Consider the following 19,606-nt stretch of genomic DNA (forward strand, 5'->3'; position numbering starts at 1 on the left):
TCGACAGGTGCATCCCGACCTTTGCGGCTGGCGCTGATGTCGGGGGTCCGTCAGGCGAACAGATCGACCAGTCCGGTGCCGCGCCGGGCGGTCGGGCTGACCACGAGCTCGCCGCTGTCCCGACCGCGCTGGCCGCGCTGTTCGCCGCCCTGACCCTGGCCCTCGCGCGAGGGCTGGTCGCTGCTGACGTTCGCCTCGCCCAGCGAAATGCCGCCCTCGGCCAGCATTTCACGCAGACGCGGCATTGCCTGTTCGAGTGCGTCGCGCACCTGCGGATTGGCCGATACGAACTGCGCGGTGCTCAGGTCGGAGCCGATCTCGATGGTGATTTCGATCCGACCCAGGTGAGGCGGCGTCAGCACCAGTTCGGCCTTGCTCAGCCCCTGATCGGCAAGCCAGCTGATCTGGTGGCCGACGTCGTCGGCCCAGCCCGGCTGGCTGAGCGGCGTGGCGACGGTCATTTCGGTTTTCGGTTGCTGGGCAGCCGCCGCCATATGGGCACGGAAGTCGGCATGCTGTGCCTGCTGCATCGTGCCGGTGGTGTTGTCGGCGAAGGCATCGGGCAGCACGTCGGCCGCGAGGTCGAAGTCCGGCAGCGTTTTGCCGTCCACTTCCGCGTCGCTGCCGGCCTGGGCGGCAATCCCTGCCGCCAGCGGGTCGGCATTGCCTTTTGCCGGCTTGCCGCCATTGCTGCCGGTGAGGTCCGACAATGCCGTCGTGGCTTCGTTTTCGCTGGAAGCGGCCGTTTTCAGGGCATCGGCCAGCTGCAGTACAGGTGTCAGCAGCAGGCCGGCGGCGAGCATGTCGGCGCCGCTCTGCGGTGTTTCGGTGGTGATCAGTTCCTGCGCGTCCTCGTCCGGCTTGATGGCGTCGGCCATCAGGTCGGCCAGCAGCTCTGGCGGAAGCTCGCGCCCTTGTCCGCTGGCCTGCAGATTGTCCTTGAGCAGGTTGGCGAAGGCGGCAGCGTCTTCGCCGCTCAGTTCGCCAGCAATGCCGCGGATCTCTCCGACCGGGCCGGATGCGGCGAGCGGGGTGGATGAGGTGGGCAGGTTAAGTGTCGGTGCCGGCATGGTGATCTCTCCTGTGACGGAGGGACCACAGCACTATCCGTGCCAGTTGCCGAGAGGGGGCGCCAGCTCAGTCGTCGTTGACCTGACGGCCCGAACGGTCGTCGTTCACCCGTTGCTCGGCACGTGCCTGCTTGCGGGCGACGCCAGCGTGGTGGCGGTCGGACAGCGTTTCGAACGCCTTGACCCGGGTGCGGGTGTCCAGCCATTCGCGCTGACCGGCCTGCGCGAGATCGCGCGAGCGTTCGACCTGCCTCTGCTGATGGCTGATCGCGTCGTCGATGCGGGCAAGAAAGGCGCGGTAATTGGACCACTGATTGGGCGTCAGGCCGCTGCGCGCGGCGGCCATGAACTGGCCCTGGTACTCGTTGCGGTACTGCTCGAGCATGTCGAGCTTGCGCGTATTGTCCTGTTCGCTGGCCATCAGCGCAGCCAGCGCACGGGCGGCTTCGTCCATGCGTGTGACGCTGAGATCCAGGATGGATTGGAGTCGGAATTGTTCAGCCATGACTTGAAAGCATCGTTCCGATCATCGGGGCCGGGCGTGATCCAGATCACGCATTTTCGGCCAGTGACGGATTTTTGCAATCATGGCGTCTGACCGAAGATCTGGTGCAGCTTCATTACAGCATCCTCGTAGCCCTCGCGCTCGTCCATGCGCTGCTGCAGGAAGGCCTCCAGCGTCGGGAACATGTTCACTGCCTGGTCCAGTTGCGGGTCGGCGCCGGGGGCATACGCGCCGACGGCGATCAGGTCGCGCGCACGCTGATAGCGCGACCAGTAGCCCTTGAAGCGGCGAACCAGATCGAAGTGACTGGGCTTGACCAGGCCGTGCATGGCACGCGACACCGACTGTTCGATGTCGATCGCCGGGTAGTGTCCCGAGTCGGCCAGCTGGCGCGTGAGCACGAAGTGGCCGTCGAGGATGGCGCGCGCCGAGTCGGCGATCGGGTCCTGCTGGTCGTCGCCTTCGGCCAGCACGGTGTAGAAGGCGGTGATTGAACCGCCGCCTTCCGGGCCGTTGCCGGCGCGCTCGACCAGCTGTGGCAGACGGGCGAACACGCTCGGCGGGTAACCGCGGGTCACCGGCGGCTCGCCGATGGCGAGCGCGATTTCGCGCTGCGCCATTGCATAGCGGGTCAGCGAATCCATGATGAGCAGCACGTGCCGCCCCTGGTCGCGGAACCATTCCGCCACCGTGGTCGCGTAGGCCGCGCCCTGCAGCCGCATCAGCGGGCTGGTGTCGGCGGGTGCTGCGACCACCACCGAGCGCTTCAGTCCGGCGGCGCCGAGGATCTGCTCGATGAATTCCTTCACCTCGCGGCCCCGTTCGCCGATCAGCCCGACCACCACGACCTCGGCCGAGGTGAAACGCGCCATCATGCCCAGCAGCACCGACTTGCCGACGCCGGAGCCGGCGAACAGGCCGACGCGCTGGCCGCGGCCGACGGTGAGCAGCGAATTGATCGAGCGGATGCCGGTGTCCATCGTGCGCTTGATCGGCTCGCGCAGCAGCGGGTTGACCGCGCGGCTGGCGACCGAGCGTGAATGGCGGGTGACGATGGGCCCCATGCCGTCGAGCGGACGACCGGCGCCATCGACCACGCGGCCGAGCAGGGCGTCGCCGACCGGCAGGTGCTTGGCGCGATCGGAGGCGCGCCGGCGCGGCTCCAGCCGCTCTGTCGTCGTCGGTCGTTGCGGGGCGGTTTCGAGCGGGATGACCTGGGCGCCCGGCGCGAGGCCGACCACGTCGTCGGTCGGCATCATGAACAGCTTTTCGCCGTTGAAGCCGACCACCTCGGCTTCGCAGCTGTTGCCGCCCGGCACCATGATGCGGCAGCCCGAACCCAGCGGCAGCTTGAGACCGGCCGCTTCCATCACCAAACCGTTGATGCGGGTCAGGCGACCGGCGTGCTGATAGGGATTGACGCGTCCGGCGAGCGTGCCGCAGTCGGTCAGGAAGCCGGACCACTTGCGCACGTGCGCATTCGCTTTGCCGGTCGCCTCAGGCTGCGCGTCCGTGCTGTCGGCGCTGTCCGGCTCCAGCGTTGACTCAGTCATGTTCCAGCCACTCCGCGCCATCGACCAGCGATTCGACGATGCGGTCCCAGCGCGTCGGGACCGTGGCGTCGATCTGGCTGCCACCCGATTCGACCTTGCAACCACCGCGCGCGATGGCACCGTCCTCGAAGATGCGGTGACCGGCGTGCGTGAGCTGGTCGCCGATATGGCTGCGCACGACCGACGCGTCCTCCGGGTTCAGATAGATGGCGGTGTGCTGGTGCGGCAGCTGGTTGATTGCCTCGCGCACGACGGCGACCACCACTTCCGGATTCACCCGTATGGTCTGGCGCACCACGTTGCGCGCGATTTCGACGCCGAGGTTCAGCACCTCGCGGGCGATCGAGTTGTCGAGCGCTGCCAATGCCTCTTCCAGCTGCTCGACCACGCTGTGCAGGCGCATCGCCTCCATGCGCACACGCGCCGTGCCCTCCTCGTAGCCGGCGGCATAGCCCTCGCGGTGCGCCTCCTGCTGCAGCTTCTCGATGTCGTCGGCGGTGGGAAAGCGGAAGGGTGCCGGCGTCTCGTCGTCCGTGTCGACCGCAGGCGCGTCCTCCGGCGCCATCGCGGGGGAATGCGCTTGGTCGGCATCGACAGTCGGTTCCGGCGCCGGCGCAGGTGCGGTTTCCGGCGTATCGAACACCGGCATCTGCCAGGCAGTGAAGGATTCGTTGTTCATCTTGCGCAGCCTGCCTCAGAGCGGGCCATCGTCAAAGCATTTCCTCGCCACCCTTGCCACCCATGACGATCTGGCCTTCCTCGGCCAGGCGGCGGGCGATCTTCAGGATTTCCTTCTGTTCGGCTTCGACTTCCGACAGCTTCACCGGGCCGCGGCCTTCGAGGTCCTCGCGCAGCGCCTCGGCGGCGCGCGACGACATGTTCTTGAATATCTTCTCGCGCAGTTCGGGCGACGCACCCTTGAGCGACAGCACCAGCTGATCGCCGCTGACCTCGCGCAACAAGGTCTGGATGCCGCGGTCGTCGATGTCGAGCAGGTTCTCGAACACGAACATTTCGTCGACGATCTTTTGCGCCAGATCGGCGTCGTATTCCTTCACCGCATCGAGGATGGCCGACTCGTTGGCGCTGCCGACGAAACCGAGGATTTCCGCGGTGGCCTTGATGCCACCCAGCGTCGTCTTCTTCATCTTGGCCGAGCCGGACAGCACGCGCGACATCGCCTCGTTCAGCTCGCGCAGCGCCACCGGCTGTACGCCGTCGAGCGTCGCGATGCGCAGCACCACGTCGTTGCGCAGCCGTTCGACGAACAGCTTGAGCACCTCGGCCGCCTGGTCGAATTCCAGATGGGTCAGGATGGTGGCGATGATCTGCGGGTGCTCGTTCTTGATCAGGTTGGCGATGGTGGCCGCGTCCAGCCACTTCAGGCCCTCGATGCCGGCGGTGTCGGAGTCGTTCAGGATGCGCGACAGCAGGTGGCCGGCGCGTTCTTCGCCGAGTGCCTTGGTGAGCATGTTGCGGATCAAGGTCTCGTCGGCCGACACACGGCTGCCGGCGGCGGTCGCTTCGTCGAACATGTCGAGCACCGCCTGCACCTTCTCGCGCGGCACGTTCTTGAGGCCGGCCATCGCGGTGCCGATCTTCTGCACTTCGCGCGGGCCGAGGTGGCGCAGCACCTCGGCGGCGGCGTCTTCGCCCAGCGTTACCAGCAGCAGGGCACTGCGTTCGATTCCTTCGTCATTCATCGCCGCTCACCCAGTGCTTGATCACTTCGGCCACCGCCTTCGGATCGTTCTTCGCGAACTCGCGCGCCGAATCGAGCTTCGTTTCGAAATCGAGCTGGGCGCGCGCCTCAGGTGACATCTCGATCTGCGCGGCGGCGCTGCCGGCCAGCGTGCCGATCGGCTTGCCGTTCTCGTCGAGTGTCACGTCGCGCACTTCCGGCTCGTTCTCGTCCGCTTCTGCCGGCGTGGTCAGATTGCGCACCAGCGGGCGCAGCACGCCGAGCAGCAGGTAGGCGGCGACGCCAGCGACCAGCAGATACTTCAGCAGTTCGCGCGCAAAGCCCATGGTTTCCGGGTCTTTCCACAGCGGCGTTTCGGGCGCGACATCGACCACTTCGGTGAACGGCGCGGAGGCGACATTGATCGTGTCGCCGCGACCTTCGTTGAAGCCCATCGCCTCACGCGTCAGCGCAGTGATGCGCTGGATTTCTTCCTCGTTCAGCGGCACCTGTACCACCTTGCCGTCCTTGTCGGTTTCGGTCTTGTGGTTCACCAGCACCGCCACCGACAGCCGCTTGATCTGGCCGACCGACTGGCGCACGTGCTGCACCGTCTTGTCGAGCTCGTAATTGGTGGTTGAATCCTTGCGCGTATTGATCGGCAGCATCGCAGGCTGGCCGTTGGCGCCTTCGACCGCCGGCGTGCCCGGCGCCGGCGGCGTGGTGACCGGTGCGGTGGCCGGCGTCGGCGGCTGGTTGGTCAGCGCGCCCGGCACGCCGGCGGCGTTCGGCTGGTTGGTTTCCGATTCGCTGAGCTGCTGGCTGCGGATGGCCGCGTTCGGCGTCGGGTTCGGCTTGTAGGTTTCGGCCGTCTGTTCGGCCTGGTTGAAATCGATGTCTGCCGCCGTCTGCACGCGGTAATTGCCGCGACCGACCAGCGGTTCGAGGATGCCTTCGATGCGCCGTATCGTGGCCGCCTCGATCTCGCCCACGTACTTCAGCTGGGTCGGATTCAGCGACGCATTGTCCTTGGCATCACGGTTGTTCGACAGCAGATTGCCGTTCTGGTCGAGCACCGACACGCTGGTCGGCTGCAGCTGCGGCACGCTGGAAGCCACCAGGTGAACGATGCCGCCGACCTGTTCCGGCGTCAGCGTGCGGCCGCCCAGCAGGCTGACCACGACGGAGGCCGACGGCTTCTGGTCGTCGCGCAGGAAGGCGCTCTGTTTCGGGATGGCCAGGTGCACGCGTGCGCCATCGACCGCCGCCAGCGTACCGATGGTGCGCGCCAGTTCGCCTTCGAGGGCGCGCTGGTAGGTCACCTGTTCGGAAAACTGCGACTGGCCGAGCTTCTGGCTTTCCATCAGCTCGAAACCGACCGAGCCGCCGCGCGGCAGACCCTGCGCCGCCAGCTTCAGGCGCGTGTCGTGTACGAACTGCGACGGCACCAGGATGGCGTGGCCACCTTCGGAGAACTTGTAGGGCACGTTGCCCTGCTGGAGTGCGGCGACGATGGCGCCGCCGTCCTTGTCATTGATATTGGAGAACAGCACCTCGTAATCGGGCGTGCGGCTCCACAGCATCAGCCCGACCAGAAGTGCGATGGCCATGGCCAGCCCGCCGGCCAGCATCATCTTCTTCTGCATCGGCATTTCGGCGAGCCGTTGCTGGGCCAGCGCCAGCGGCGTTGCCGGCGAGGCGGGAGCGGCGTTCGGATCGAGTACGGCGTCGGCCATGGTTCGTCTCTTGCAAGTTGCTCGAATGCCGGGTGTCGACGTACCGACACACCATCGAGGATGGGACGGATTCTCTGCTCCCCTCGCGCGTGGCGTTCCATGAATAAGGCGGGTTTTTGGCCGGCTGATTCCGGCCAATCCGTGGCTTGACGCTTGCTACGCTGGCACCGTCGATCAATCCACTGTCCACGACACGCATGTCAGAGCCGTCCGCCAGCGCCGCCGAACCGGCCCGCATCGCCCCCGAGGAGGCGGCGCGGCTGGCAGAAGCTTTCCGTCTGTTCAATGCCGCTTCGGCCGAGCTGACCGAGGCTTACGGCGCGCTGGAGAAGCAGGTGGCCAGCCTGACCGAGGAACTGGCGCAGGCCAACGGCGAACTGCGCCGTCAGTACGAGGAAAAGGCGCGTCTGACCGACCGCCTGAGCACGCTGCTGAACCAGCTGCCGGCCGGCGTGGTCGTGGTGGATGGTGCGGGTGTGATCGAACAGGCCAATCCGGCCGCACTGGACATGGTGGGTGCGCGCGCCGGCGCAGCTTGGGACGGCAGCGCCGCCCGGCTGCAGCCGTCGGACGCGCCGGCCGAATGGGACTGCACCGGCGCCGACGGACAACCGCGCCGGCTGTCGATGAGCGAGGCGCGATTGGCGGGCGAGGACGCGCGCATCGTGCTGCTGCACGACATGACGCGGCAACACGCGCTGAAGATCGCGGCCGCGCGCAACGAACGGCTGGCGGCGATGGGCGAGATGGCCGCCTCGCTGGCGCACCAGTTGCGCACGCCGCTGGCGGCGGCGACCTTGTACGTGGGCACGCTGATTTCGCGCGACATGGCGCCGGACGACGTCAAGTCGATCGCCTCGCGCGCGCAGGGCCGCTTGCGGCACCTCGAACGGCTGATCCGCGACACGCTGATGTTCGCGCGCGGCGAGGTGCTCGGCCGCGAAGCGATAGACGTGGCGGCGCTGGTCGACGAGCTGCAGCACACGGTCGAGCCGGTGGCGCGCCAGGCCGGCGTGCGGCTGACGGTGGAGGCGGCGTCAGGCAGCGTGTCCGGCGATCGCAAGGCGGTGGCCAGCGCGCTGGTGAGCCTGCTGGAGAACGCGGTGCAGGCCTGCGCCGACGGTGGCGAGGTGGCGCTGGCGGTCGAAGCGACGGACGGCAGCGTCAGTTTCGTCGTACGTGACAACGGTCGCGGCATACCGCGCGAGATACAGGAAAGATTGTTCGAGCCCTTCTTCACCACGCGGGAAGAGGGGACCGGGCTGGGGCTGGCGATCGCACGCGGCGTGGCGCGCGTGCACGGCGGCGACATCGAATGCGAGTCCGCGCCGGGCGCGGGCAGCCGTTTCACCTTGCGCCTGCCTGCGCAGACGCCTGAAGACGTAGTGCTGGAGAACGGGCAATGAGCGAGAAGCTGAACATTCTGGTGGTCGAGGACGAACCCAATCTGCGCGATGCGCTGTGCCTGGCGATCGAGTGCGCCGGTCACCGCGTCATCGGCGCCGCCGACGGCCCGCAGGCGCTGCGCATGCTGGAGCGCAACACCGGCGAGCACGCGCTGAACCTGGTCATCACCGACCTGAAGATGCAGCCGATGGACGGCCTTACGCTGTTGCGCGAAATCCGCGCCCGCGAGCCGGTACTGCCGGTGCTGCTGATGACCGCCTTCGGCGACGTCGAAAAGGCTGTCGCGGCGATGCGCGCCGGCGCCTGCGATTTCCTGCTCAAACCTTTCGAGCCGGACGTGCTGCTCGCCCACATCGACCGCTACGCCGCGCCGGTGGTGGCACCGACCGATATGGTGGCGGAGGACGCCCGCACCCGTCAGGTGCTGGGCCTTGCGTCGCGCGTGGCTAAATCCGAGGCGACCGTGCTGCTGACCGGCGAGTCCGGCACCGGCAAGGAGGTGTTCGCGCGCTACATCCACCAGCAGTCGGCGCGCGCCGGCAAGCCCTTCATCGCGATCAACTGCGCGGCGATTCCCGACAACCTGCTCGAAGCGACGCTGTTCGGCTACGAGAAAGGTGCCTTCACCGGCGCCACCACGGCGCAGGCGGGCAAGTTCGAACAGGCCGACGGCGGCACACTGCTGCTGGACGAAATATCGGAAATGCCGCTGTCGCTGCAGGCCAAGCTGCTGCGCGTGCTGCAGGAACGCGAGGTCGAGCGCGTCGGCGGCAAGAAGCCGGTGCCGCTGGACATCCGCGTACTGGCCACCAGCAACCGCGACATGGAAGCCGAGGCGCGCGCGGGCCGCTTCCGCGAGGATCTCTATTACCGCCTGAACGTGTTCCCGATCGCCATTCCGTCGCTGCGCGAGCGCCCGGGCGACATCGTGCCGCTGGCGCGCCACTTCCTCGCGGCCTGCGCCAAGGCACAGGGCAGGGCACTGAAGTTGGGCGAATCGGCGGCGGCAATCCTTGCCGGCCACGACTGGCCCGGCAATGTGCGCGAACTGGAAAATACTATGCAACGCGCCGCCATCCTGGCGCCGGGCGACACGGTCGAGGCGGAGCTCATCGTGCTCGGCAGCCAGCGTGTCGCGTCGCGTCCGGTGAGCGAACCGGCTCCGGTCGCCGCTGCTGCCGCACCGGCGTCGGCGGCCAACGATGCACCGCCGAGCGCCACGCCCGACGCGCCGCTCAAGGTGAAGTCGGTTCGCGACATGGAACGCGACCTCATCCTCGAAACGCTGGCCGCAGTCGGGGGGTCGCGCAAGAAGGCGATCGAGAAACTGGGCATTTCGGAACGCACGCTGCGGTATAAACTTGCGCGCTACAAGGCGGATGGTCTGCTGCGCGAGGGGTAAATCGAGCGCTTCGCCTGCTTGGCCCGGTTATTGCAAGAGAAAGGCTGAACAGGTCATGAACGCCGGAATTGCCCCGGCGGGCAGTCCGTAACCGGCATTTTTTGCCGGCGGGCACAGGAGAAACTGCATGAACACCAGCCTCAACCAGATGATTACCGAGCTGCGCTCGACCGCGCAGACCGCGGCGAACAAGCCGGTCGGCAAGGTCGATGCGGCGTCCGGCGGCGCCGACTTCGGCGAGGCCCTGAAGAACGCGATCGAACAGGTCAATGCCGCGCAACAGGAAGCGCAGAAGATGTCGGAAGGTTTCATCACCGGCAGCAATACCGAAGCCAACCTGCAGGACGTGATGATTGCGTCGCAGAAGGCCAGCCTGTCCTTCCAGCAGATGGTTCAGGTGCGCAACAAGCTGGTGAATGCCTACCAGGACATCATGAACATGAGCGTCTGAGCGCCGATGCGCGCGAGCTCACAAGGAACCGGCCGCAAGGCCGGTTTTTTTTCGTCCGGATCGCGCCGGTATAACCCTTCAATTGACAATAATTCTCGTTTGAACGAAGCTCACCGAACCTGAGCCTCGGTCATTAGCGCCGGCCAGGGTATTCCGGAACGGCACATCAGCATTGCCGCTCCGGCCGCAGTTCCGCCAGCCCGTCGGCGTCCGCCGCCCCGCAAGCCTCCGTTTCCATCCGCCGCCAGCCGCGCCCGCCCCGGAGCCGCGTTGCCAGCCTCTTCGTCCTTCGTCGGCGGTGCATGCACCGCCGATCTGATTGCAGAGGTATCCGATGTCAGTACCGATCAACGTGACGCTGCCGGCCGTTCGCGTCCTGCGGCGCGCCGCCGCGTGCAGCCTGATTGCGCTGTGCATGGCGGCGCCCGCGTCCGCAGGCCATTTCCCCATGTACGCCGCCTGGGCGCAGCCGGACGGGCCGGGCAGTGCCCTCACGCTGACCTACAGTTTCAGCAATCTGCTCGACGGCAGCCTGCTCGACAGTGCGACCGGCGCGCCGCTGCCGGTATCGCTGTTGCGCAGCGCGTTCGAACTTGCGCTGTGGGACTACGCCGCGGTGCTGCCCATCCATTTCGTAGAGGTGAGCGACAGCGGACCACCGCCGGAAACCGGCGAGTACGACCCGACCGGGCTGGCCGACATCCGGGTGGGGCAGGTGGCGCACATCGCCGACGCGAATGCCTATGCCTATTTTCCGTTCTCGCCGGACAGCGGTCTGGCCGGCGACATCGTGTTTAACGCCGGCCGTTTCGGCGCCGACTGGACGCCGCTCTGGGTCTACGCGGTCGCCCAGCACGAGCTGGGTCATTCGCTGGGCATGGGGCACTACGTCAACGACGATCCGGTCACCGTCGGACCGGCTGCATTGCTGTCTTACGAAGGTCCGGTTTTCCCGCTCGACGAGGCCACACGCGCCGCGCTGCAGGGCGTGTATGGCGCAGGCGTCGGTTCGGTGACGCCGCTGTCGCCGGTGCCGGAGCCCGGCGCCGCGGCGCTGTTGCTCGCCGGCCTGATCGTGTTGCGCACGAGGACGCAGCGTCGCACATCGCGGGGGAGCCGACGTCATGGGTGAACGCGCATGCAGACTTCACCGGCGGAGCGCCCGCGCGGCGCTCGCCCTGGCGCTGTTTGCCGGCGTTCCGAATGCGGTGTCGGCATTGCAGATCGAGTTCGACTACCGCTACGACACGCGCGGCTTCTTCACCGATCTGGCGACCGGTGAGCCGCTGGCCGAACGTCGCGCGATGCTCGACCTTGCCGCGTCGTTCTACGGTGGCTTCACCGACACGCTGACCGCCATCGCACCCGGAGCGGGTGACAGCTGGTCGGTGTCCTTCGTGCATCCCAGCCTCGGCGGCCCGGGCGTGACGCTGGTGAACGAAACGATCGCCGCCGATACGCTGCGTATCTACGTCGGCGGCTCGCCGAGTGCGCCCGGTGTGCTCGGCTTCGCCGGCACCGGATCAAACCTGCAGGCCAGCGGCGACGCGGCTTTCGTCGACGCGGTGACGACGCGGGGGCAGGCCGGTGTGGCGCAGGGGACCGACTACGCCACCTGGGGTGGCTACATCTGGTTCAACGCCAGCAACGACTGGTACTTCGGCGCGGATGCCAGCGGCCTGACTGCCGGCCAGCCCGACTTCCTGACCACCGCAACGCACGAGATCGGGCACATTCTCGGCTTCGGCGAAGCCCACGCCTGGTATGCCAATGTCGATCCCGACAGCGGGCTGTTCGTCGGTGCGAACGCGGTCGCCGCCTACGGCGGTGGCGTGCCGCTGGACCGCTATGGCAGCCACTGGGCCGAAGGCACGTACAGCCTGCGCGACGGCGTGCTGCAGGAAACGATGATGGATCCGAGCACGCCTGCCGGCGAGCGCCAGCTGCCGACTGCGCTCGACTATGCCGGTTTCGCTGACATCGGCTGGCAGGTGTCGGCGGTGCCCGAGCCGGCAGGCTGGGCGTTGCTGCTGAGCGGTGTCGGCGTCGTCGCGGTCGCGAGGCGGCGCCGGCGCATCGGCCTGCCTGAAGCCGGGTGCAGCTGAGCGGACGCGGGCTTCGCTCTGATCCGGCTTGCAGGTGCGGCGTTACACTGACCGCCGGAGGAAAGGTCCATCATGAAAATCCGCTTTCTCGGCGCGGCCGGTACGGTCACCGGTTCGCGCTATCTGCTGACGCACGGCGGTCATCGTCTGCTCATCGACTGCGGCCTGTTCCAGGGCGTGAAGAACATCCGCAGCCGCAACTGGAAGCCTTTCCCGATCGCGCCGCGCGATATCGAGGCGGTGGTGCTGACGCACGCCCACCTCGATCATTCCGGCTTCCTGCCGCGACTGATGCGCGAGGGCTTTCACGGCCCGGTGTGGTCGACCTCGGCCACCCGCGAACTGGTCGACATCCTGCTCGAAGACAGCGCTCATCTGCAGGAGGAGGACGCCCGTCACGCCAACCGCTACGGCTACAGCAAGCACCATCCGGCCGAACCGCTCTACACCACGGAAGACGCGCGGCAGGTGATGAAGCAGTTCCGCAGCACCGGTTTCGACGAGCCGGTGGACATCGGCCCCTTCCGCGTCACCTTCACGCGCGCCGGCCACATCCTCGGTGCGGCCAGCGTGCGCGTCGATTGCGCCGGGCGCAGCATCACGTTCAGCGGCGATCTCGGGCGGCCGGAGGATCCGGTCATGCACGCGCCGGACCGTCTTGCCGCCACCGACTGGCTGGTACTCGAATCGACCTATGGCGATCGGCTGCACCCGGACGAAGATCCTTACGAAACGCTGGCCGGCATCGTGAACCGCACCGCTGCGCGCGGTGGCACCGTACTGCTTCCGTCGTTCGCGGTCGGTCGTTCTCAGGCGCTGATGTATCTGTTGTCGCGCCTGATGGACGAACACCGCATCCCCGAACTGCCGGTTTTTCTCGACAGCCCGATGGCGATAGACGTGACCGGCGTGTTCCGTCACTTCCGCAGCGAGCACCGGCTGACCCAGGATGCCTGCGACCGGCTGCATGCCATGGTCACCTACACGCGTTCGCCGGAGGACTCGGAAGCGCTTGCCTCCAACCGCTACCCGAAGATCATCATCGCTGGCGCCGGCATGCTGAACGGCGGCCGCATCCTGCACCACCTGATCGCTTTCGGGGCCGACCCGCGAAATGCGGTGGTGATCGCCGGTTACCAGGCCGAAGGCACGCGCGGCGACGCGCTGCTCAAGGGCAAGCGCAGCCTGCGCATCTTCGGTCGTGACGTGCCGATCGCCTGCGAGGTGGCACAGGTCGAAGGCCTGTCGGCGCATGCCGACTGGAGAGAAATACTGGACTGGCTGCGTCCGGTCGATCGCGCCCCGCAGTGCGTGTTCGTCACGCACGGCGAGCCGGTGGCCGCCGACAGCCTGCGGCAGAAGCTCGAGCACGAACTCGCCTGGTCGGCGCAGGTGCCGGAACAGGACGAGGAGTTCGACCTTGACTGAACGGATGCCCGTCGGCCGTGACGAGCGCCTCGCCGCGGTGCTCAGTGCGCAGGCGGCGGTTCGTTGATCAGCGCCCAGAACACGCCCATCTGCGTCACCGTGCGCGAGAACTGATCGAAATCGACCGGCTTCACGACGTAGGCGTTGATGCCCAGGCTGTAGCAGCGACGCAAATCGGGGTCTTCCTTCGATGAGCTCATGATGATGACCGGCAGCGTGCGCATGTCTTCGTCTGCACGCAGTTCGGCCAGCATTTCGATGCCGTCCATGCGCGGCATGTGCAGGTCGAGCAACACGAAGAGTGGCGCGTCGCCATGACGATCGGCGTAACGACCGCGCTTGTACAGATAGTCCAGTCCTTCCGCGCCGTCGCGTACGACGACGATCTCGTTCGCCAGATTCAGCACGCGCAGACCAAGCAGCATCAGTTCGACGTCATTGTCGTTGTCATCGACGACGAGGATTTCACGCAAGTGCAGCGACATCATTGGCTCCCGTTGAATGGGCTGCGTCGGCCGAAGGTCGGTCGGACGGATTGGGCAGGGTGAAATGGAAACTGGCGCCTTGATCGGGTGAGGCTTCGGCCCAGATGCGGCCGCCGTGGCGATCGACGATGCGCTTCACGTTCGCCAGGCCAATGCCGGTGCCCTCGAACTCGGCTGCGTGATGCAGGCGCTGGAATACCCCGAACAGCTTGGCTGCGTACTTCATGTCGAAGCCGGCGCCGTTGTCGCGTACGTGGAAGGTGTGCTGGCCATCCTCACCACGCTCGCACTCGATGCGGATGCGTGCCGGGCTGCGGCCCCGCGTGTATTTCACTGCGTTGGCGATCAGGTTGTAGAACACCTGGAACATCAGGGTCCGGTCGGCACGGATATGCGGCAGCTCACCGATACTGATGTCGATCTCGCGCCCGTCGAGTTCCGGTGCCAGTTCTTCGATCACCTCGCCGACCAGCACGCGTGAGTCGCAGCGGTCGAGGTGCATTTCGGCGCGGCTGGCACGGGAGAACGCGAGCAATCCTTCGACGATGTCGCTCAGATGCCGCACCGAGGCGCGGATGCGCTGCAAGTAGCCGAGCGACGCCGGCTCGGTGTCGACAATTCCGAGGCGATCGCCCAGCACGCGCGCAAAGCCGTCGATATGGCGCAGCGGCCCACGTACGTCGTGTGCGATCGCGTAGGACATCGCCTCCAGTTCGTCGATCTGCTGGCGCATCCGCGCGTTCATTGCCTGCAGCTGTGCCTCGTATTGCTGCCGGCGCGCGATCTCGGCGCGCAGTTCCTCGTTGGCACGGCGCAGGCTGTCGGGAGAGGGTAGGGCGAGCGCCAGTGGAATCAGCCGCCACAGCAGGATGGCCGTGGCCAGCGACACCAGGGCGGTGAAGGCGCGTATCCAGCCATCCAGCCAGAAATCGGGGTTCCACAGCGTCCACACGTCCATCACGTGGGTGACGCCACAGGCCATGATGAACACGCCGAACATGACGAAGGCCGAGCGGAAACCGAGATCGGCCCGGCGTCGCACGAACACCCAGAGCGTGACCGGTATCGTGAAGTAGGCCAGCGCGATCAGCGTGTCGGACAGCACGTGCAACAGCAGCAGGTCGCGTTGCCACGAGAAGCAGTAGCCGTGTGGAAGAAGGGTGTTCAGTTCCGCCATGGTGCCGCCGCTCCAAAGACGTCGCGCGTCGCCCGAACGCTCGCGTTGACGAGCGCACTATAGCCCGCGCACTACCGGAGGCGTGCGCGTTCACCCATCAGTGTGGTTGGCCGCTGTGACAGCGCGACGCGGCACCGGGTTTCCGGGTGGCTGTCGCGGGAGGAGGGGCGGTGCGTGCCGGTCATCGCGCGCGCCGGGGGAAGCCGGGCACGCGATGCCTGTCCAAGGCAGGGCACGCCTTGGTAAGCGGGCGCAAGGCAGCGCGATAGCTGCCTCGCGCCGGTCAGCCAGCCGCGGACCTGAGGCAGATCCGCGCCGGCCGCTCAACGACGCGCTCAGGTGCGAGTGAGGCGACGGCGCGCCGCGACACCGATCAGACCGAGGCCGGCCAGCAGCATCGCGTAGGTTTCGGGTTCGGGTACCGGCGCCATGAACGGCGCCGAGCTCAGGCCACGCAGGTTGGCGTTGAGTGCGCCATTGAAGGTGGCCAGCCCGGTCATCAGGTTGACCGAATAGAGGCCGCTGTCGCCATTGTCCAGCGTCAGCGCGGCCCAGCCCATGCCCATCGCGTCGATCTCGAAGCCGTTGGCACCGATCACGTTGCCGGCAACGCCCAGCGATCCGACCTGGCTGATGGTGGGGGCATTGAAGGCGCCGGGTGCGAAATGCAGGGTGTCGGTCGCCGTGTCGATGTAATACAGCGCAGTGCTCGCCGGGCCGCTGGACTGTGACGCATCGGAGTTGGTATAGGCGACGGCCGTGATGCCGCCCGGGATGACGCTGGCGGCGTTGCCGACCACGCCGGTGTTCGCGTTGATGGCCAGATTGCTGCCGGTCTGGCTCACCAGGCGCAGCGAGGCCGCGCCGGCGAAGTCGGCCACCGGGTTGAAGTCGATGCCGTAGGACAGCGACGGATTGACCAGCGGGATGTCGAGCGCCGACACGAAGCTGGCGGCGCCGGTCGAGACGTCCAGCGTATAGATGCGGTTCAGGCTGCTGACGCCGTAGATCATGTTGTCGCTCGGGCGCAGGTCGATGCCGAGGATGCGTTCGCCACTGCCCAGCCCGGTGATGGACATGAAGCTGGCGCTGCTGGCGTTGCTGCTGCTGAACATGCCGATCTGATTGCCGGTGGTGAGACCGACGAAATCGGCCGCGTGGGCGGCGGTGCCGGACAGAGCGAGAGCGGCGGCGAGGGCGGTGAGGGTGCGTGCTGACATGTCTGACCTTTCCTGAAAAAAGTAGGGGAGGACGCGTCACCAGAGTGAGTCGTCACCCGCTCTACACAGGAGGGGGCCGCATGGATGCAGCTGTCACCGAAAATTCATGCGGCCACGCCGCGCGGGTCAGATTTCGCGCGCGTTGCGTTCTCTTTCCATGCGCAGGATGTAGCGCTGGATCAGCGCGTCGGCGGCGCCGGGCAGACCGATGAACTGGCAGCCCGCACGCAGTTCGCTGCCGCCGCGTTCGGTCACGCGGAACATGTTGCGCACCTGCAGCGTCGCGGTGATGGTGCCGATTTCCGGCAGCGTGATCTGGCAGTTGTCGATCACGCTGTCGACCTTGAGCTCGATGCCGCTCGGCGGTGCAACGACGGCCAGACCGCCGCCGGAAATATCCACGACCATGGCTTCAACCATGCGCCCCTCGCCGTCGCCGGCCGGCAGCAGACAGCGCAGCGGCGGGTTGGGCGGCAGGATGAGGCGGTAGTAGTCGCGCCGCTGCAGTCGCAGCATGCGCGTCGGGAAGGGGATTTCCAGCGCCGGATGACCGTCGTGTTCGATCGCGGTGCATTGTCCGACCATGAACTGGACCTTCACCTTTTCGAGCGAGGTCAGGAAGACCAGCGGCGACGCTTTCACGGCCTGCTCGAGCTGCGCCGGGTCACGCGGTGCGTCGAGTATGACCACGCCGCGCGTGTCGTCGACGGCCAGCACCGCGGTCAGGAAGGGGTCGGGCGCACGGCCGGCATAGACGGACAGATTGACGCGGCGATCCCGCATGGCTCGCAGGTAAAAGGCGATATCGGTCTGGCCGTCGAGCACGTAGCGTGCGAAATCGTCTGCTTCCAGCAGATCGAACCGGATGTTCTCGGTCATTGGGTGCATCCCTGGCTATGAGCAATCACCCGGTGCGGCGGCGCACCAGGCACGAATTCATTCAGATGGCAGTTTAACGGCTGGCGCCGGAACGTCGGTCAATCCCTTTTCGATGCGGTAGATCCAGGCCAGCAGCTCGGCGACCGCGACATACAGTTCGGGCGGAATGCGCTGGTCCAGATCCAGTCCCATCAGCAGCGACACCATTTCGCGCGATTCATGCACGAAAACGCCCGCTTCGCGCGCGCGGCGGATGATTTCGTCGGCAACCATGCCGCGCCCCTTGGCGACGACACGTGGCGCAGCGTCGCCGGCTCCGTAGGCGAGCGCGACGGCCTGGGCGCGCGGCGAGGTGTTCACGACACGCTTTCCTCGCCGCCTGCCGGCGGCGCGCCCGCGGCCTCGTCCAGTTCGCTGAAATTCACGCTGCCGAGGCGCAGGCCGGCGTCGGTCATCCGCTGCTGCAGGTCGAGCAGGGCGGTACCCATGCGCAGGCGCGCACCGTCGTCAGCCGATATGCCCAGCGTCAGACCATGATCCTTCCACAGCGTGAGCGAGGTTTCGACCTCGCCCAGGCCCGGCAGCACCAGCCGCACGCGAGACGTCCACGGGACTTCCGGCGTGCTGTCCGCTTCGGTGCCGGACTCGCCTTGGCGCTGGGGCTCCGGGTCGTCGATCTCGATCTTCATCGTCTGGCCCGGCCAGGCCAGCCCCTCCCAGGCGAGCGTGTGCTGGGACAGGCCGAGCAGCTGGTTCTGTACCAGCGGTCGCAGTTCGGCAGGCGGGCCGGTATCGGCCTTGGCTGCCTCGCTGCGTTCGCGCACGCCGGTGTCGCCGCGCAGCGTGCCGGTGTCCGGCATCGATTCGTCGTCGGCGCGAGCGCTGGTCGTGCCGTTTGCGACCTGCCCGGGTTCCGGCGTGTCGTCCGTCGCTGCGGATGGCGCGACCGGCAGGCCGGCGCGCGGCGCAGGTTTCTCCGGGTCGAAGGCGCGCTGCGGCTCGGCTGCGGTCGATTCGAGCGGCCGTTCGCCACTGACCCACTGCGCCTGATGCGATTCGTAGAACAGCCCGCTGGTGCCGATCGCTTGCGCCAGGCGGCTGGCAATCTGCGGCGTGGCATCGCTTTCGAGCGTGCCGGTGGCCGCATCCAGCATGGCGGCTGGATCCAGCATCGGTTTGCCGCTGGCGAGACGCGTCGGCTGTGGTTCCGGCCCTTCGAGCAGGCTGGCGATGGTGCGCGCTGGCACGCTCAGGCGTACCGGGCTGCCCGCGTCGTCGGGCGGCCCATCGCCGTCAGTCGGCGCCGCGTTGTCGCTGTCGAGCGTGGCCACCAGCGTCTGCGCGCTGCGGCTCACATGGGTGAGCGATACGGTGCGGCCTTCGGGAATGGTCTGCGGCAGGCGCAGGGTGACGGTCTGCCCGCCCACGTCGGCACGTGCGAGGCCGTCGCGCAGGTTCTGCAGGATGCGTGCGGTGTAGCGTTCGCCCGGCTCGAACTCGGGCAGCTGGTCAGACAGCGCGGCGATCGGGCCGGTGGTCTGGACCGATTCGCGCGTCAGCGCCGCCAGACGCTGTGCGAGCCCTGGCAGCAGGTTGTTCATGGTGTGCTCAGCCGTTGTCTGCCGTGCCTGCCGGCAGCTTGCCCAGGTAGCTGGTGACCTGCTGCATCCACGGTTCGACGTGACGGCGCACTTCGGCGTCGTCGGCGAGAATCTGCTTCATCAGGTCGAACTTGCGCGCACGCTCGGCCGGCGAAGACACCGGCTCGTCGTTGTCGGCGAGTCGGCTGCGCATCGAGGCGACGGCCTGTTCGAGATTGACCAGACGGTCCCAGTCGTTCGCGCGCGCGGCCTCCACCATGTCGCTGGAGATCTGACGCATGTTTTCGAGCAGTGACAGAGAGTTCATGTGATCAGGCCGTTTTGCGTAAGTGTCGCCGCGGCAATTCCGTCGTTCGGCCGGCGGTGAATGGTGTGTAAAGACTACAGCGGCCCCCGTGCTCCGAGGCGTGCATGTAGACGCTTTTTACCTTTCTATTTCCCCGGTTTGCCGGTCAGACCGGCGCCCCTTGGACCAGTTTTTGCCGGATGTCCTCCCAGGCGCCCTTCAACTCGCCCAGCAGGTGGGCCACCTCATCGAGCGCGGCCTTGTCGTTCTGCGAGTTGGCGTGCAGCAGGCGCACGCACATGTAGTCGTAGAGCGCGTACAGGCGCTGCGCGAGTTCGCCGCCGGCGTCCAGATCCAGGCTGACCTTGAGGCCGTTGCCGATGATGTCGATCGCACGCGAGATCGACTGACCCTTGCCCGCAGTGTCGCCCATGTCGATCTGGTGGCTGGCTGTCGATACCGACATCATCGCGCCGTCGAACAGCATCAGGATGAGCTGGTGCGGATCGGCGCTGGCCACGCGTGCCTCGACGCCGACCTGGTTGTAGGCCATGCGCGGGTTGGAAAGTGATGCAAACATGATGTTCTGGTCCCGTTAGAGGATGGCTGTGTCGTCCGCC

Annotated in this window: 20 protein-coding genes; 6 read left to right on the forward strand and 14 right to left on the reverse strand. The window is 66.9% G+C overall.

The window, feature by feature from the left end; translation table 11 throughout:
* Positions 1–50 precede the first annotated feature (50 nt).
* From METFAM1_RS0100285 to fliF, 6 genes are all read right to left on the reverse strand, one after another.
* Positions 51–1,070 carry a flagellar hook-length control protein FliK gene (locus METFAM1_RS0100285; RefSeq protein WP_019917440.1) on the reverse strand — a complete coding sequence of 340 codons (1,020 nt, stop codon included), beginning with the start codon at positions 1,068–1,070 and terminating at the stop codon, positions 51–53.
* A gap of 67 nt (positions 1,071–1,137) precedes the next feature.
* Complete coding sequence (fliJ, locus tag METFAM1_RS0100290; RefSeq protein WP_024300331.1) at positions 1,138–1,575, reverse strand: flagellar export protein FliJ; 438 nt, start codon at positions 1,573–1,575, stop codon at positions 1,138–1,140.
* A gap of 80 nt (positions 1,576–1,655) precedes the next feature.
* Entirely contained in the window at positions 1,656–3,128 is a 1,473-nt protein-coding gene (fliI, locus tag METFAM1_RS0100295) for a flagellar protein export ATPase FliI (protein ID WP_019917442.1), read from the reverse strand.
* Positions 3,121–3,807 (reverse strand): flagellar assembly protein FliH, encoded by a 687-nt coding sequence (locus tag METFAM1_RS0100300; RefSeq protein WP_019917443.1) that lies wholly within the window; start codon positions 3,805–3,807, stop codon positions 3,121–3,123. The genes fliI and METFAM1_RS0100300 overlap by 8 nt, the downstream gene beginning before the upstream one ends.
* Positions 3,808–3,838: 31 nt before the next feature.
* Positions 3,839–4,831, reverse strand: a complete 993-nt coding sequence (fliG, locus tag METFAM1_RS0100305; RefSeq protein WP_019917445.1) for a flagellar motor switch protein FliG — start codon at positions 4,829–4,831, stop codon at positions 3,839–3,841.
* A complete protein-coding gene (gene fliF, locus METFAM1_RS0100310) occupies positions 4,824–6,545 on the reverse strand; it encodes a flagellar basal-body MS-ring/collar protein FliF (protein WP_019917447.1) in 1,722 nt (573 codons plus the stop codon). The genes fliG and fliF overlap by 8 nt, the downstream gene beginning before the upstream one ends.
* 197 nt (positions 6,546–6,742) lie before the next feature.
* Between fliF and METFAM1_RS0100315 the strand changes: the two genes are divergently transcribed.
* From METFAM1_RS0100315 to METFAM1_RS0100340, 6 genes are all read left to right on the forward strand, one after another.
* Positions 6,743–7,951 (forward strand): sensor histidine kinase, encoded by a 1,209-nt coding sequence (locus METFAM1_RS0100315; RefSeq protein WP_024300332.1) that lies wholly within the window; start codon positions 6,743–6,745, stop codon positions 7,949–7,951.
* Positions 7,948–9,354, forward strand: coding sequence for a sigma-54-dependent transcriptional regulator (locus tag METFAM1_RS0100320; protein ID WP_019917449.1), 1,407 nt, complete (start codon positions 7,948–7,950; stop codon positions 9,352–9,354). Before METFAM1_RS0100315 ends, METFAM1_RS0100320 begins: the two co-directional genes overlap by 4 nt.
* A gap of 127 nt (positions 9,355–9,481) precedes the next feature.
* Positions 9,482–9,805: a flagellar hook-basal body complex protein FliE gene (gene fliE / locus METFAM1_RS0100325; RefSeq protein WP_019917450.1), complete on the forward strand. Its 324-nt coding sequence runs from the start codon at positions 9,482–9,484 to the stop codon at positions 9,803–9,805.
* 334 nt (positions 9,806–10,139) lie between these two features.
* Positions 10,140–10,937: a zinc metalloprotease gene (locus tag METFAM1_RS0100330; protein WP_019917451.1), complete on the forward strand. Its 798-nt coding sequence runs from the start codon at positions 10,140–10,142 to the stop codon at positions 10,935–10,937.
* A complete protein-coding gene (locus METFAM1_RS0100335; protein ID WP_019917452.1) occupies positions 10,930–11,910 on the forward strand; it encodes a PEP-CTERM sorting domain-containing protein in 981 nt (326 codons plus the stop codon). Before METFAM1_RS0100330 ends, METFAM1_RS0100335 begins: the two co-directional genes overlap by 8 nt.
* Positions 11,911–11,982: 72 nt before the next feature.
* On the forward strand, positions 11,983–13,338 hold the full coding sequence (locus tag METFAM1_RS0100340; protein ID WP_019917454.1) for an MBL fold metallo-hydrolase RNA specificity domain-containing protein: 1,356 nt from the start codon (positions 11,983–11,985) through the stop codon (positions 13,336–13,338).
* Positions 13,339–13,379: 41 nt separating this feature from the next.
* Here the strand turns inward: METFAM1_RS0100340 and METFAM1_RS0100345 are convergent, their stop codons facing one another.
* The 8 genes from METFAM1_RS0100345 to fliS all read right to left on the reverse strand — a co-directional run bounded on the left by METFAM1_RS0100345 (position 13,380) and on the right by fliS (position 19,539).
* A complete protein-coding gene (locus tag METFAM1_RS0100345; protein WP_019917455.1) occupies positions 13,380–13,826 on the reverse strand; it encodes a response regulator in 447 nt (148 codons plus the stop codon).
* Positions 13,804–15,000, reverse strand: a complete 1,197-nt coding sequence (locus METFAM1_RS0100350) for a sensor histidine kinase (RefSeq protein ID WP_019917456.1) — start codon at positions 14,998–15,000, stop codon at positions 13,804–13,806. The genes METFAM1_RS0100345 and METFAM1_RS0100350 overlap by 23 nt, the downstream gene beginning before the upstream one ends.
* Before the next feature lie 335 nt (positions 15,001–15,335).
* Entirely contained in the window at positions 15,336–16,220 is an 885-nt protein-coding gene (locus METFAM1_RS0100355; RefSeq protein WP_019917457.1) for a DUF4394 domain-containing protein, read from the reverse strand.
* 126 nt (positions 16,221–16,346) lie between these two features.
* On the reverse strand, positions 16,347–17,099 hold the full coding sequence (locus METFAM1_RS0100360) for a flagellar brake protein (protein WP_019917458.1): 753 nt from the start codon (positions 17,097–17,099) through the stop codon (positions 16,347–16,349).
* Positions 17,100–17,156: 57 nt separating this feature from the next.
* Positions 17,157–17,459: an EscU/YscU/HrcU family type III secretion system export apparatus switch protein gene (locus METFAM1_RS0100365; RefSeq protein WP_019917459.1), complete on the reverse strand. Its 303-nt coding sequence runs from the start codon at positions 17,457–17,459 to the stop codon at positions 17,157–17,159.
* Positions 17,456–18,700, reverse strand: coding sequence for a flagellar hook-length control protein FliK (gene fliK / locus METFAM1_RS0100370; protein WP_019917460.1), 1,245 nt, complete (start codon positions 18,698–18,700; stop codon positions 17,456–17,458). Before fliK ends, METFAM1_RS0100365 begins: the two co-directional genes overlap by 4 nt.
* 7 nt (positions 18,701–18,707) lie before the next feature.
* Positions 18,708–19,007: a flagellar protein FliT gene (locus METFAM1_RS0100375; RefSeq protein ID WP_019917461.1), complete on the reverse strand. Its 300-nt coding sequence runs from the start codon at positions 19,005–19,007 to the stop codon at positions 18,708–18,710.
* A 145-nt stretch (positions 19,008–19,152) separates the two neighbouring features.
* Complete coding sequence (gene fliS / locus METFAM1_RS0100380; RefSeq protein ID WP_019917462.1) at positions 19,153–19,539, reverse strand: flagellar export chaperone FliS; 387 nt, start codon at positions 19,537–19,539, stop codon at positions 19,153–19,155.
* Positions 19,540–19,606: the final 67 nt, after the last annotated feature.

Origin of the sequence: Methyloversatilis discipulorum (assembly GCF_000527135.1) — a bacterium.
Lineage (GTDB): Bacteria > Pseudomonadota > Gammaproteobacteria > Burkholderiales > Rhodocyclaceae > Methyloversatilis > Methyloversatilis discipulorum.